The 13797-nt window shown below is 52.2% G+C and carries 13 protein-coding genes; 2 read left to right on the plus strand and 11 right to left on the minus strand.

Going from position 1 to position 13797, the window contains the following annotated elements; translation table 11 throughout:
- Nucleotides 1-193: 193 nt before the first annotated feature.
- The 6 genes from ACY1JZ_RS11160 to thpR form a co-directional block, all read right to left on the minus strand.
- Nucleotides 194-1753, minus strand: coding sequence for a response regulator (locus tag ACY1JZ_RS11160; RefSeq protein WP_462629204.1), 1560 nt, complete (start codon nt 1751-1753; stop codon nt 194-196).
- 177 nt (nt 1754-1930) lie between these two features.
- A complete protein-coding gene (locus ACY1JZ_RS11165; protein WP_462629205.1) occupies nt 1931-3691 on the minus strand; it encodes a sensor histidine kinase in 1761 nt (586 codons plus the stop codon).
- A gap of 148 nt (nt 3692-3839) precedes the next feature.
- A complete protein-coding gene (locus ACY1JZ_RS11170) occupies nt 3840-5279 on the minus strand; it encodes a hypothetical protein (protein ID WP_462629206.1) in 1440 nt (479 codons plus the stop codon).
- A 180-nt stretch (nt 5280-5459) separates the two neighbouring features.
- Nucleotides 5460-5765: a DUF2178 domain-containing protein gene (locus ACY1JZ_RS11175; RefSeq protein WP_462629207.1), complete on the minus strand. Its 306-nt coding sequence runs from the start codon at nt 5763-5765 to the stop codon at nt 5460-5462.
- A gap of 5 nt (nt 5766-5770) precedes the next feature.
- Nucleotides 5771-5968 carry a helix-turn-helix transcriptional regulator gene (locus ACY1JZ_RS11180; protein ID WP_270164464.1) on the minus strand — a complete coding sequence of 66 codons (198 nt, stop codon included), beginning with the start codon at nt 5966-5968 and terminating at the stop codon, nt 5771-5773.
- Between the two features lie 723 nt (nt 5969-6691).
- Complete coding sequence (gene thpR / locus ACY1JZ_RS11185) at nt 6692-7228, minus strand: RNA 2',3'-cyclic phosphodiesterase (RefSeq protein ID WP_462629209.1); 537 nt, start codon at nt 7226-7228, stop codon at nt 6692-6694.
- A gap of 213 nt (nt 7229-7441) precedes the next feature.
- On the opposite strand from thpR, the gene ACY1JZ_RS11190 reads away from it, so the two are divergent.
- The gene (locus ACY1JZ_RS11190) at nt 7442-8053 is read left to right on the plus strand and encodes a TetR/AcrR family transcriptional regulator (protein WP_270172552.1); all 612 of its coding nucleotides are present in this window, start codon (nt 7442-7444) and stop codon (nt 8051-8053) included.
- Between the two features lie 125 nt (nt 8054-8178).
- Nucleotides 8179-9390, plus strand: coding sequence for an MFS transporter (locus ACY1JZ_RS11195; RefSeq protein ID WP_462629210.1), 1212 nt, complete (start codon nt 8179-8181; stop codon nt 9388-9390).
- A 113-nt stretch (nt 9391-9503) separates the two neighbouring features.
- Here the strand turns inward: ACY1JZ_RS11195 and ACY1JZ_RS11200 are convergent, their stop codons facing one another.
- From ACY1JZ_RS11200 to ACY1JZ_RS11220, 5 genes are all read right to left on the minus strand, one after another.
- Nucleotides 9504-9983, minus strand: coding sequence for a DUF6530 family protein (locus ACY1JZ_RS11200; RefSeq protein ID WP_270164467.1), 480 nt, complete (start codon nt 9981-9983; stop codon nt 9504-9506).
- Between the two features lie 114 nt (nt 9984-10097).
- Nucleotides 10098-10478: a GIY-YIG nuclease family protein gene (locus tag ACY1JZ_RS11205; protein WP_462629211.1), complete on the minus strand. Its 381-nt coding sequence runs from the start codon at nt 10476-10478 to the stop codon at nt 10098-10100.
- Between the two features lie 29 nt (nt 10479-10507).
- On the minus strand, nt 10508-11719 hold the full coding sequence (locus ACY1JZ_RS11210; RefSeq protein WP_462629212.1) for an MFS transporter: 1212 nt from the start codon (nt 11717-11719) through the stop codon (nt 10508-10510).
- 402 nt (nt 11720-12121) lie between these two features.
- A complete protein-coding gene (locus ACY1JZ_RS11215; protein ID WP_270164470.1) occupies nt 12122-12928 on the minus strand; it encodes a carbohydrate ABC transporter permease in 807 nt (268 codons plus the stop codon).
- Nucleotides 12925-13797: a carbohydrate ABC transporter permease gene (locus ACY1JZ_RS11220; RefSeq protein ID WP_462629213.1), complete on the minus strand. Its 873-nt coding sequence runs from the start codon at nt 13795-13797 to the stop codon at nt 12925-12927. The genes ACY1JZ_RS11215 and ACY1JZ_RS11220 overlap by 4 nt, the downstream gene beginning before the upstream one ends.

Below are 13797 nucleotides of genomic sequence, written 5' to 3' on the forward strand. Positions count from 1 at the left end.
AGGGATTCTCCTTCCGAAAGCTCTCTCTATCGAATGTACTCTTATTATATCGAGCCCTCCTTGTATCCAAAATGAAGGCAATCAACTAAAACTAATACAAAAACTACGATCGTTGATTTGTGATTAGCTATAGCAGCAGCCCCTTAATAGAAAAGGCCCATTCCTTGAACGGAAATGAGCCTGATCTTGGGTGCTAGATTTTATGTTTCTTGCGGTATTCTCCTGGGGTCATGCCGATCGATTGCTTGAACTGGCGGTTGAAATACAGGATGTTCTTGTACCCGACACGCTCGGCAATCTCATACACCTTGAGCGTCGGATCAGCGAGCAGCTGGCAGACGCGCTGCATCCGCTTCTCGGTCAGATAGTCGCTGAACAGCGTGCCGGTCTCCTCCTTGAACAAGGTGCCAAGGTAATTGGGCGTAAAGTCGAAATGAGCGGCAACCTCCTTGAGCGTGATCTTATGCTCCAGGTTGCTGTCGATATAGCTGCCGATCTCCTCCACCAGCCTCCGCTTCTGCTTGGCCCGCTTCGTATAGATCAGCTCGGATAGCTCGAAGAATCGCCTCCTTAGCCACGACAAGATGTCATCCATCGTCTCGTACTGGAACAGCATCGCTGGCTGGCGAGACTCCCAGCGCAGCAGCTCGTACAGATTCTCGTTATGCTGGAGCAAGTCCGCATGCAGCTTGGAGGTAATCCGAATGATGAGGTCATACAGCTCATTCTTGCTCGTAATTGCCCCGTTGCGGCTAAATAAAGCGACAAGACAATCGTCGACGGTGACCAGATCATAGTCAAGGATCGCCGTGAGCATCTTGCTGACTACAGCCTCCAGATTGGGCGGCAGCGTCTCCTGCGTCTCTGCGCTGCTGCCGTTGCGCAGCAGTCGGCTCTTGCCTAGCAGCCACTTCGCGCCGAGCGCGGCGTCCGCCTGATGGTAGGATTCTTGCAGTTCAGCCATATCATTCGCCAGTTGGCCTACGCCAACCGTAATCGTGACAGGCAATTCCTCCTGCACCTTGGCGATCAGGCGGCCTAGCTGCTCCTCCAGCTTGTCCTGTGGCGAAGCAGACAGCAGCACGAATCGCGCCCCTTGCTCTGCCGCCAGCAGCCAGGCGCCGCTGCTCTCGGCAAGCTGCGAGATCGTCTCCGACAGCCGGGTCATGACCGGGCGGCGCTGCTCCTCCGCGAGCTTCCAGTCCACATCGTCCATCTCTACGATGACCGCCGCGCTCCCCTGCTGCAGAAGCGGCGTCAAATATTCACGAATATGCTGCTCCAGTGTCTCCGCCTGGAGCGAATGCTGGAACCAGCGCAGCAGCAGCTCCTGCTGTACAAGCGACAGCGCCTCCTCCATCGTCCGGTTCTGCTCCTGCTCCTGCCTTACCTTGTCGCATAGCGATTGCAGCATCGCATATAGCTCCGCATTGTCTACAGGCTTGAGCAGATAACCCGATGCGCCAAGCTGGAGCGCTTCCTTCGCATAGTGAAAGTCCTCATGCCCGCTAATAAACGCCACATGCACCTTCGGATTCCCTTCCTTGGCCTTGCGCACGAACTCGATGCCGCTCATAATCGGCATACGAATATCAGATAATATAATATCAATCTGCTGCTCCTGCATCATCTCCAGCGCGCGAAATCCGCTATTTGCTGTTCCCACATAGGAGAGCGGCAAGCCGCTGCCCGCGACACGCCGCCGCAGCCACTCCAGATCGATCGCTTCATCATCTACCAGCAATACCCTCATCTCATCTTCCCTCCCTAGGGTGTGTCTTCAAACCCGCTCAAGGGCATCGTTCACCGCCTTTTCGCCCCGTGCTGCGTTACGTTCTCTTGACGTACCCCCGGTACGCCTGCGAGAACGTGCCTTGCCCGGAACGAAAATTCGACGAAATCTGCTCCCGTCGGAGTTTGAAGACACACCCTAGCGCAGCCGGGCCGGATACCAGGCTGCGGCTTGCTCGTGCTCCGCCTCATCGACAGGGTCATCTGCCGCCGGAAGGCGGATAACCACGGTCGTTCCGCCGCCATACACGCTCCCGATCCGAATGCCGTAGCTGTCGCCGTAACGCAGCTTGATGCGCTCGTCGACATTTTTGATGCCATAGCTGGCGGTCTGACTCGGCCCCGCGAGCAGTCGCTCGGCTAACCCGCGCTTCATGCCGACACCGGTGTCGATGACCTTCACCTCAATGGCGCCATCCCGAATCGCCGCGGACAGCGAGATGGCGATATGATCGCCGTACCAGGCGTGCTTGAATATATTCTCGACAAAGGGCTGCACAATCAGCTTCATCACCTTGAACTCATTGAGCCGTGGATCAATATTCATGTACACTGAGAAGGAGTCGGCATACTTGATCCGCTGAATGTCCAGGTAAGCCTCGACCTGCTCCATCTCCTTGGCAAACGGGATGAATACTTGCCCGTTATTGAGCGAAAGGCGGTAGAACTTCGCCAGCCCGCTCACCATGCCCGTCACCTTGTCCGCCTCTCCGAGATTGGCGAGGCTGCTGATCGTCGATAACGTGTTGTATAGGAAATGCGGATTAATCTGCGCCTGCAGCGCCTCCAGCTCGGCCTGCTTGCGCTGAATCCCCTGTACATAGACGCTGCTGATCAGCTCCTGAATATTGGCCGCCATCGTGTTATAGGCTTCCGCAATCTGCACAAATTCATCACTTCCGCCAAAGCGCAGCCGTTTCTGAAAGTTGTCCTCCTGGAACGAGCGGAGGAAGGTAACGATACGGCGCATCTTGCGGCCTGACAGGCGTGCAACGAGCAGCCCGATTGCGGTCATGACCAGAAAGCTGACGGCGCACACCGCAAAGATCGAGCCGCGCAGCCGCTCCGCATCCTTCGACAGGTAAGCATGAGGCACCAGACCTTCAATCGTAAATTCGGTGCCCGGAACCTCCTCTTGCAGCACCAGATAACCCGCTTGTTCCGGGTTGTCCGGCACATCCTCGCCAATCTCGTAGAATACTTCGTCCGTCGCGCTCCGCAGCAGACGCAGCGCCACGCCATGCTCCACCGGGAAGGTATTGAAATCCCCCAGCAGATCGTCAAGACGGGTCGTAATGCGCAAATACCCGATTGGGGTCGTATAGTCATTGTAGGAAACCAGCTTGCGAATATAGGAGATGTTGTCCAGGCTCTGATCCGTCTCCACCTGCAGCCAGACACGGTCAAGGCCGGATTGCAGCAGTTGTCTGTACCAGGGCTGTGTCTCAATCTCGGCAAACGGCAGCACATAATAATCGCTGTCCTTGATCTCCTTGCCCATATCATCGCCCGTAATATAGTTGATCTGGGTGTTCGTGGCATAGACGACCAGCCGGATGCTGTTGCCATACAGCTTGAGCGGGGCCTGCATGAGCGGCATGATCTCATCGATCATCGTCAAATAATTGGCGAACAAGTCTCCCTGCTTTTGCAGCGCCCGCTGGAAGGTCGTACTGCCAAAAAATGAATCCGACATGCGGTGAATCTCGTCGAGCTGGTATTTCAGATTGTTGCGCGTCTGCTCCATTGCCGTGCGAATGTTGGTCTCGGCCATCTCGGTACGCGAGGAGACAAGCATCGTGTAGGAGATATAGCCAATCGTGACATCCGTCAGCAGCACGAGCAATAGATATGGAACCATCATTTTATACGTAAACGGAATAAACCGCCTGCTGTTCATCGTTCCCTGTCCTCGCTTTCATCACGCAGCAGCGCACATTCGAGTATGAAGGTATGATATACGAACTTGAGGGAAAAAGAAATAGCCCAAACGGCCAATGGCCGCTTGGGAGGGTGGCAAGCGCGATACAAATGAAGCAGTGGCCTGCTTATTTCAGCTTGAATTTTAAGATTTCGCTATCGGTGAGCAGCTTGCCGCTCTGGTCGAATTGCAGCAACTGCCACGATTGGTTCTTCCCTGACCCGACCTGCTTCAGGATCGCATAGCCTCCCTTAATGTTGTATTGAAGGTTGCTATAGCCATAATTCCGATCGGCCTCGCTCCAGGTGCCCATCGCTTTCAGATATTTCTTGTGGTCCAGGAAATCATCATGATAGTCCCAATCGAAACCGAAGCTGACAAATTCAGCATAATAGATGCCCTTGCCCAGCTCGTAGAGGGCGGTAACCTGAGGCGAATAGGTGAGCGGGTCACCGCCCATCTCGAAGTCCAGCATGTAGTAATAGCCATCCTTATATTTCAACCATTCATAATCCTTGGCCGGGATCGTGGTGCCTAGCAGCTTCTGTGTCCATTGATCCACCGTGCTCTTGGCATACGGATAGTACATGAACCCATTGGAATCTGTAATCGGCTCTACCTTGCTTGCGGGTTCAAACTCGATGTAATGGTTGAAGCGACTCATGACCAGAAACTTGGCAATCTGGGCATTGGTGTAGCTCTTGTTATACGTGATCGGGTTGGACGCATTAAATTGGTACAGGAAGGCTGTCAACGCGCTCTTGTCTGCCGCCGGCAGGGCACTGTATACATTCTTGAACGAAGCGGCATGCGCGCCCGCTCTCAGCTTCAGTACGAGATCATACAATCTCTTGGCATTACCTGAGGGATGGAGGTACAGCATCTTGTAGCCGGCATCGCTAGTCAGAATATTCTTTCTCTTGCCGTAATTATAAGCGCCTAATTTATTGTCGAAGGCCTTGGCGGACAGTTTCTTGGAGCTGCCCTTGACCTCCTGAGAGTAGGAGGTTGTTTCCTTGCCATCCTCGTATTCCCGGGCAATCTGGAACAGCGTCTCCTTCTCCTTCATCGTCCGGTTCTCCATCGTATAGAACGTATAGGAGGAGGACATCTCATAAACTTCGCCTTCCGGCGCACTTACTCCCCTGCTATAATTTGAGGTGTGGATTATAGAAGCGCCTGAGTTCGTTGTAGCGAGGGCTACGCCCAAGTCACCCACTAGACCTCCCTGAAGAGAAGCCTTGTAAGAGTGAATCTTGCGTGCTTTGCTGTCGATGTAGCTCCACACCTCCTCCACATGCTGTCCGTTCTCAAAATAGAATAGGAACAATTCCTGCAAGCCGTCCTTATTGAAATCAACCAGCTCGGCATAGGCCACGCCTTCTTCATCCAGCTCCTCGCTCATTACGACCCCAATACGCTCAATGAGCGAGGTCACCACCTTATCATACGCTTGCATAGCGGCTCGATTCGCCGTCTCCGATCCTCCCGCGGCTGCTGCCGGAAATGCCCCTGTGAGCAGCATCGCTGCTGCCAACAAGCCCCCCAGCCATCTCTTGATGAACATCTTGTTCAAGCTCCCTTCTGTCTGACTAATCAGATATGTATCGTATCGCAATCCAATATATCACATATGGCAGTATAATGTTGTGGATTATCGTACACATATGGCGGCATATTGTGATGGATTCGCATACCTGTCTCGGGTGCAATTCGTGTAGGACTGGGATGTATGGGAGCTACTATTCTATTTACGCTGCAAAACAGCAAAAATAATTAGCCAGACAGCCGCCAGCGGTAGTGCAGCTAATGAAAGCACACTTATTTTTATTTCCTGTATCTGATTGACGGTACTATAAATGACTGCAACCGCTAAACCCGCAAAGTAAATCATCAAGGTGAGATGAGAAGCACGATAGCTATTAATTTTTGTTCGTTCATCGTATTGAACCCTTCCTTGTTTCTGACGGCTCTTATCTCGATAAGCAAAAAAGGCTAGAACAACAATCGTTAACAACGGGGCTAACCAAAACGGCATCTCTCCATTAAACATTCGCATCACTCCTGAATAGAAAATATGTGCTCAACAGGCTTTCCAAAAAAAGTGGCAATCTTCAATCCCAGCTCCAAACTTGGATTGTACTTATAGCCTTCAATGGCAATGATGGTTTGCCTCGTTACCTGCAGGGCGATTGCAAGCTCTTCTTGCGTAATGTTCCTCTCCTTACGCAATTCCCGAATAATGTTAATGACCATTGTCTCACCACCATAATGTAACTAATGCTTTACATTTATGATAGTTTACAATTTCTGTGATGTAAAGCTTTATTTACATAAAATACTTAACCTAAGAGTTCTTGTCCCGCCAACGTTTGAGCAGATATGTCCTCTGGCGGATTGAAGCTGGCTTCAATCAATTGCATAATAACCCCATCATAAAAAGCAACGAGCTTGCTCGATTTCCATTAATATACATGCTATATTTTATCTATAAATTCATAGAGTTAAGGATCATCAATAAAACTAGGCTCAAACCAGAAATCAGTGCTTGACATGGGCCGAGATGAGAAGCTACGGGACAGAGGGTTCTTCCGATCGCTGTTAAAGCCCGATTCCTTTTATTTATATGAGGACTATGGTGGGAATCGGTCTTTAAAGGCGAACACTGACGTTTCTCCAGAATCCCTCCGCCCCTCCGACTAAGCTCTGTTTTCTGTCAAGCACTGATTATTAGGTTGAGCCTAAAGCTATAGTAGGTTTAATTTACTCCAATCAGAGGGTGTGGAATATGCTTAGATTTACGACCTTCGTCTTCATCACATTTCTATTATGGTTCTGTACGGTCAATATCTACAGTAGGTATGTATACATCGAACCACCCAAGTGGTATCAGACTGCACATTTTGATACGGGATGTTTATTTATTGTTTATATTGTTATGACTTATTTTCTATTGGTGCACCAACGCAAATCTTAGCGTCACCCGCCATACCGCTCGATGCACTCATACATCGGAGAGGCGTTCATATGGGTGCACATTAGCGAGAAGCTGCTCGCTTCCCATACCTCCAAGGTCGGCGCCGATGCCAGGAGCTCCCGATCAAAGGCCACCTCGCCCCTCCAGCCTCGCGCCAATGTGATATGTGGCCTGTAGGGACGTTCTTCCGGCATAAAGCCAAGTGGTCGCGTAACCTCTACGATGGACGCTTGCAGTGTGGATAGTCCTGCAACGTCTCCGGTGATTCGCGACCAGAGAACACGGGGCGCATGCGGCAGCCCGAAGGTATCTGCCCCGTCCAGCGCGAGTTCCAAGCGCGGCATGCGCACGTCGCGCAGCACCTGCCGCAGCTTCGGCAGCAGCTCAGGCCGAAGCTCGCCCAGAAACTGCAATGTAATATGGTAATCCTGTGGATGAACCCATTTGCGCATCGCGATTCTCCCTTGCAGTTGTCCTGTCCATCGCTGCAACTGCTGTGCAGGCTGACCCTGCACGGGTATGGCAACAAACATCCTCATATCGTTTCGTCTCCTTCCATGCGTCGGATGATTAGCTCTGATCAACCTATATAATCTCCAAGCTCTGGTATGATTATAGCTGACCTATGAAGCCTGCAGCGAGGCTCGGCTTTCCTCGCCATCTTGTTATTGCTCGCCCTCGCTCCCCTATGATATAATACTGACCGGACGTTCAGTATATAATGATCCGTCTGGGGGAATCTAATGAACCGATTGAATCAAAAGCAGCTACAAAGCGAACAGACACGCAAACGTATCGTAGAGGCGGCGCGGACGCTGTTCATTCAGAAGGGCTACAAGGCCACTTCAATTGAGGATATTGTCTCTGCGACCGGGAGCAGCAAAGGAAATATTTATTATCACTTCAAAAATAAGGAGGGTCTGTTCCTGTATCTCATGGAGGAGTGGGATCGTGAGTGGGAGCAGAACTGGGAAAGCAACGCCCATACGTATCCGACCAGTGTCGGCAAGCTGTACGGCTTGGCAGAGCAGCTCGCCGCCGATGAGCTGAACCACCCGATGACGAAGGTCGCCGACGAGTTCTTCCGGCAGCAGGAGAAAACCTCGGATGCGGAAGCCAAGATCGCGGAGATGATCGCCAGGCATCTGGATTTTAATCGCAAATTGCTGCAGGAGGGTATGGAACGCGGCGAGTTCGCCGAGGGGGATGCAAAGCAGACCGCCTATGTACTGGAGGCGTTGCTATTTGGCGTCAGCCAGATGTCCCGCAGCCTTGAGCGAGAGCAGTTGATGCAGGTGTTCCGGGACGCAGTGCACATCTTTCTTCACGGGATCGTCGCAGACGGCTCCGCACCCCGCTCCTAGATATGGTTGACGGCTAGGCATTGCTGGCTCTGAACTGGCTTTGAACTCGCTATGACTCGCTTTTAACTTCACGTAGAACGAACGTTCAGTATCATCATTCAAGCCATCTTAAGGAGAACGACCACATGTCATTGCTCTTCCGCAATCGCGGTGCTATAGCACTGCTTATGTTGAATAATTTCATTATCTTTACCGGTATCGGCCTCATCATACCTATTATGCCCAGCTACATGAACCTGCTGCATATTACAGGCAGCACGCTGGGGCTGCTGGTCGCCACCTTCTCGATTACACAACTGATCTTCTCTCCGCTCGCAGGCAGGCTGTCGGACTCGATCGGCCGCAAGAGGGTTATCGTGGCTGGCATGCTGCTCTTTGCAGTGTCCGAGCTGATGTTTGGCGTGGTAAGCTCCCTGCCGTTGCTGTTCATCTCCCGTATGCTGGGTGGGGTCAGCGCAGCGCTCGTCATGCCCGCTGTCATGGCCTACACCGCAGACGTAACGACGGACGAGGAACGTGGCAAAGGGATGGGGCTTATTAATGCGGCGATTACGACCGGCTTTATCATCGGGCCCGGAATTGGCGGTTATGTGGCAGAATTCGGCATCCGCGCTCCATTCTATGCGGCAGCGGCTGCAGGCTTAGTCGCCATGCTGGTCACAGCGGTGCTGCTGCCGGAGACGCCAGCAATGAAGCGGGACGATGTCCCTGCTGAGAAGGCTGCCGAGCGCTCGGCTACCCCTGGCTTGCTGCGGCAGCTTGCGGAGACGTATCGCGCCCCTTATTTTATTAGCCTTGTCGTCATCTTCATCTCTTCCTTCGGCCTGGCGAGCTTCGAGACCGTCTTCGCGCTGTTCGTGGATCACAAGTTCAGCTTCACGCCCAAGGACATCGCCTTCGTCATTACCTTCGGCTCGATCGCTGGCGCCGTCGTGCAGTTGACGATCTTCGGTTGGATGATCAATCGCTTCGGAGAGAGAATCATGATCTCGCTCAGCTTGATTGCTGCTGCGGTGTTTGTCGTCATGGGGTTGTTCGTACACAGCTTCTGGCTCATTGTGATCGTCACGTTTGCTCTGTTTTTGGCGGTCGATATTTTGCGGCCTGCTCTGGGCACCCAGATGTCCAAGTTCGCAGACGAGCAGCAGGGCTATGTGGCTGGCCTGAACTCCGCCTTCATGAGCCTTGGCAACATTATCGGCCCGATCATCGCAGGTACGATGTTTGACCAGAATATCAATTATCCGTATATGCTGGCAGGCCTCGTTCTGGGGCTGGGCTTCCTGCTGTCGCTCCGATCGAAGAAGGCGCCCAGCCGTTCGGCCGTGCAGGAATGAGTTGCAATATCTAAACATCAACAGCCTGTATAGAGAACAGGGCTGAACAGAAGGTCAGTGAAATCTGCCTCTGAACAGCCCTGTACTTATATAGCCCTCGATATCACTACCGTTTAATACCCCATATCCTTCAATATCTTGGACAAGGTGCGCAGACGCTCGCCGATCATCTCATCATCGTCGCTCAACGCCTGACTGAACAGCTTAATATCCTCCTTGATTCTCTCGTTATCGGTGCATACGGCAACGTTCATCGCATCGCCTTGCAGCCCTACCCGGTCAATTAACGGCTGCTCCGGGTCATATAATTGCTCGTACCGGTATGCTTCGCGGAAATGCTCCAGCGAGCGGCAGATGAGAATCGATAAGTCCAGCACGCGATGCAGAGGCAGCTCCTCCGATTGCCGTGACCATTTCTCCCCCGTGTACCGCCAAACCTTCGCTGAAATATCGACCTTGCCCCGATCATTCCATTGGGCCAAGCCAAGCGAGAGTCCTTTGGCGTCCGAGTTGCCGGCTGTGCGGCCATCAATCTTCTCATAATCCTCCGATACGACGACCGGCTTATGCTTTAAGGTTGTAGGTATTTTCATCGACATTCCCTCATTTCTTGTTCTTGCTAACATGCACTCGTCTACTAAACATTGGATTCATCTTATCTTGAAATGCTGCGTCAGTCAATCTAAGGCCATGGGCGGCTATGAGCTTTAATCGGTCTGCACAGAAGGGTCATCCTGCGGCGGCTTGTTATAGCCACGCTCTCCGTAGGGCTGCAGCTTCTGAAGCCAGGGCTTCAACATTTGCTTTTGCTCCCAGCGTATGTCGGTTATTTTGTCCGTCGCCTTCTGCTCCAGCACCTCATACGTGAACGCCTGCTCCCCGAACATCTTCCAATCCTGTTGCAGTTGGGCGCTCGCGAAGGTGCCCAGATCGAGCTGCATGCGGATCGTCAGCCATTTATTCTTCAGATTGGGGTAGCAGTTGATATAGATTTTGCCATTGGTCTGGTTGCGAATCTGGATGACGCCCATATAGGTCTTGAGCTCTTTGTATTCCTCAATCAACTGCTTGCGTTTATTTTTATCCATGTTTTATTGTCCTCCTCCCCGGCAAGCGGTTATGCTGCCGTATTCGTCTTTTCTGTATTACTCCTCTTCTTAATCACAATCGGGAGCAGCATAAGCGCGCCGATAACCACTAAGATACCGCTCGCTATATACACACCCGGCAAGGTTAAGCTCTGCTTGAGATAAGCGGACAGAAACATGCCGCTTACCATCATGCCCATGAAGATCGGCATGATCGTTCCCGATACACGCCCCATATAGGCTCCTTCGGTGTTGCGGACGAGCAGGGTCTGAATGCCGCCTTGGATACAAGGATAGACCAGTCCGCTGATGATCAGCAGGGCAATCGTCAGTCCCATGTGTGTAGACATGCCGATCACACCTGTACAGACGGCCGTGACGAGCAAGCCCAGCATGAGCAAATGTTGCGGCTTCGCCGTACTGGCCACCGCGACGATGACAGCGCCACCTACCAGCATGGCGGCTCCGCTGGCCATCACCAGCCACTGCAGCACGGATGGGTCTTGCCCGAGATTCTCGATGACGAGGAAGATCTGCAATGGCTGGATGATCCCCGTTGCCAGACCAACTGCCGAGAAGGTCAAGCACAGGGTGCGCAGCGACGGGTTCGATCCAATATAGCGCAAGCCATCGGTTATCTCCCGCAGCAAGCCTCCAGCCTTCGCAGGCTGCTCCTCCTTCACATCGCGGGGAAGCGAGGATAGAATGAGCGCCGATCCCAGGAACAACATGGCGGTCAGTATCAACGACACTTGAATGCCGAACTGTAAGAAAATAAAGGTACCGATCGCCGGGCCGAGCACCGTGAATACGGCGACCAGCGTCTGAGTCAGCGCCATGACGCGCTGAAGCTGTTCCGTCGGCACCTGCTGCTTGAACAGCTTCATCGCCGAAGGCTGAGAAAACTGCGACAGACATGCCGATATGAAGGTGCCGATGAGCAGCGCCATCCAGCCGCCATCCGTGACGGCGAGCAGCACTGCCCCTGCGGACAACCCGGACAGCACATCGCTCCAAACCATCGTTCGCTTCGGCTGCCACCGGTCAGCGAAGGCACCGCCGATGAGGCCGAAGAGAAAGATTGGAGCAAATTCTGCCACCGATACCCAAGACACATACACCGGATTGTGATGCGTAATCTGGGTAACATACAACAGGACAGCATAGTTCCGAATCCATATGCCCAGGTGCAGCAGCACTCTGGAGAGGATGACGGTACGAACATAACGATTAGACAACATGCTTCATTCTCCTCATTTACTAAATTACTAATTTACTAAATTACTAAATTAATGATTAGAATCTTACCTTGAATCGCCGCAACCGTCAAGCTTTTTTGAGCTGAGAGCTATCTGGAAAATAAAAGGAGCTGCTCAGAACGTCTGTAGCAGACATTCTAAGCAGCTCCATGTGAGTATTGGATGAGTATAACATTATTAGCCGTTCAGCGACATCCTCGAATACAACAGATAGGCTCTGATTAATAGGCGTTGCCCCAATCGTTTGAATGTAGTATTTGCGCAGGGGATAAGTTTCTCTAGTGGTCTTCACATGAAAAGAGACAACGCCGACCTTTGCTGATCTGGGGATGAGGAGCATCAAAAAAACCTTGAAAGGCCGCAGCCAATCAAGGTTTTTCGTGCTTATTTCACCGAGCCGAGCATCCCCTGTACAAATTGCTTTTGCAGCAGGAAGAAAATGACCAGCGTCGGAAGTGTCGTGACCACGATCGACACCATGATGATGCCGTAGTCCGGGTTGTATGAGGAGGCCAGCGAGGAGACGACTAGCGGCAGCGTCTTCTTGTCCGGCGTCTGCAGCGCAATCAGCGGCCACAGGAAGTTGTTCCAGTAGTTCATGAACGTAATGATCGCCGCAGCCGCGTAGGTCGGCTTCATCGTCGGCATGTAGACACGCATGAATAATTGCCATTCTCCCAGCCCGTCGATACGACCCGCCTGCAGCAGCTCCCGCGGGAATGACTTCGTATTTTGCACAAAAAAGAAGATCATAAACGCCGTCGTAATCGTCGGCAGAATAACAGCCGCCGGGGTGTTCAGCATGCTCAGTTGACTGAACAGCTTGAAGAGCGGAATCATGACCGCTGCGAACGGCATCATCATCGACAGCATCAGCAGGCCGAATAGTCTATCCTTGCCCCTGGAACGGTAGATCTCAAAGCCGTATCCCGCCATCGAGCTGAGGATGAGCGTAAATATCGTACCGATCAAGGCAATGACGACCGAATTCGTGAACGCTGTGCCCAGCGCCGTCGTATCGAGCAGCTTCGACCAGTTGTCGCCGAGCGAGGAGCCGAAGCTGAACTTGCCCTTCACGATGTCCGACGAGCTGTTCGTCATGCCTATCAGCATCCAGACGAAGGGGAATAGTGAAATGACGGAGGCGCCGATCAAAAACAGATGAATGCCCATCGTCCCTAGCTTCTTCATTTCTTCTCCCCTCCGATCTTGAATTGGATGAAGGCCAGCACAGCCACAATAATAACGATCGCATACGATACTGTAGCCGCATAACCAAAGTTAGGCGTGTACACGAACGACAGATTGTAAATATATTGCGAAATCGTCATCGTCGAATTGCCCGGGCCGCCGTTCGTAATGTTGACGACCTCGTCGAACAATTGCAGCGTACCGTTGGTTGAGATAATGGCTGTAAACAAAATGATCGGCTTCAGCAATGGCACCGTAATGCTGAAAAATTGGCGTGTCTTCGAAGCCCCGTCGATCGAAGCGGCCTCATATACACTCGGATCAATGTTCTGCATCGCCGATAAATAGAAAATCATATTGTAGCCCGTCCAGCGCCAGGTGATTGCCGCAATGATGACGATGCGCGCCCACACCGGGTCCATCAGCCAAGCGATCGGCCCGTCAATAAGATGAATGCCCATCAGCATTTGGTTCAATATCCCGTCCACTGCAAAGATGCTTTTGAACAGCACCGCATACGATACAAGCGATGTAACGCAAGGCAAGAAAATCGCTGTACGGTAGAAGCCCTTGAAGCGCAGGTTCGGCATGTTGAGAAAATAAGCCACGATGAGTCCAAGGAAGAGCATAATCGGCACTTGAATGATCAGATACAGCAGCGTATTGAGCACAGCCTGCTTGAACATCGGATCAGAGAACAGCCGAACGTAATTGTCCAGCCCGGCGAAGGAGGTCACATTCCCTTTGCCGGATTGGAAGCTGAGCATAAGAGACTGAAACATCGGATAGAAGCTGAATAAGAGAATGAAAGCGGAAGGCAGCAATACGAACTGCCATCCGATTCGGTTAAACTTTAATTTACTGCCCAC

The organism is Paenibacillus sp. J5 (assembly GCF_054955055.1).